This is a genomic window from Desulfofundulus thermobenzoicus, assembly GCF_009428905.1.
GTDB lineage: Bacteria > Bacillota > Desulfotomaculia > Desulfotomaculales > Desulfovirgulaceae > Desulfofundulus_A > Desulfofundulus_A thermobenzoicus.
In genome coordinates, this window is the sequence record NZ_WHYR01000168.1 from 1 (window position 1) to 471 (window position 471).

Annotated in this window: 1 pseudogene; it reads right to left on the reverse strand. The window is 36.3% G+C overall.

From position 1 onward, the window contains the following. Nucleotides 1–443: pseudogene (locus GFC01_RS18045) on the reverse strand (carboxypeptidase M32); the annotation flags it as partial. Nucleotides 444–471 lie beyond the last annotated feature (28 nt).

Sequence of the window (471 nt, forward strand, 5' to 3'; positions counted from 1 at the left end):
CCCCAATATTGGATGAAACGCTTGTTAAAGTCAATAAGCTGTTTTAAGTATGGTGCAAAGAGTGAAAAGTCTGATTTCTCCCTTGCTTCTACCCATACATGCTCCGCTTTTGATTGCAAAATCGAGTATTCTTTAAATTCTTCTTTCGGAATTTTACTGTTTTCATCATACTCTTTTTGTGATAATTCGAGCGCCTTCTGTGTATCTTTTGACAGCTCATCTCGATGTTTGTTTAATGCGAGAAGAAGATCTCTCATTTCATCAGAAGTCTTCATATTAAAAATATCACTTGATAATTGACCAATCGTTTCAGCTCTAAAATCCGCACTTTTTTTAGGTGCTTGTGTTCTAGAGTCCCAATAAAGTAAATGGAGCGCCTCTGTATAATGGGCGATTTTCCCTAGTAATTGATAAAACGCTTTCTCAGTTGCTTCAAGACTCATGCGTTTGTTCCCCCAATCAATAAAATAT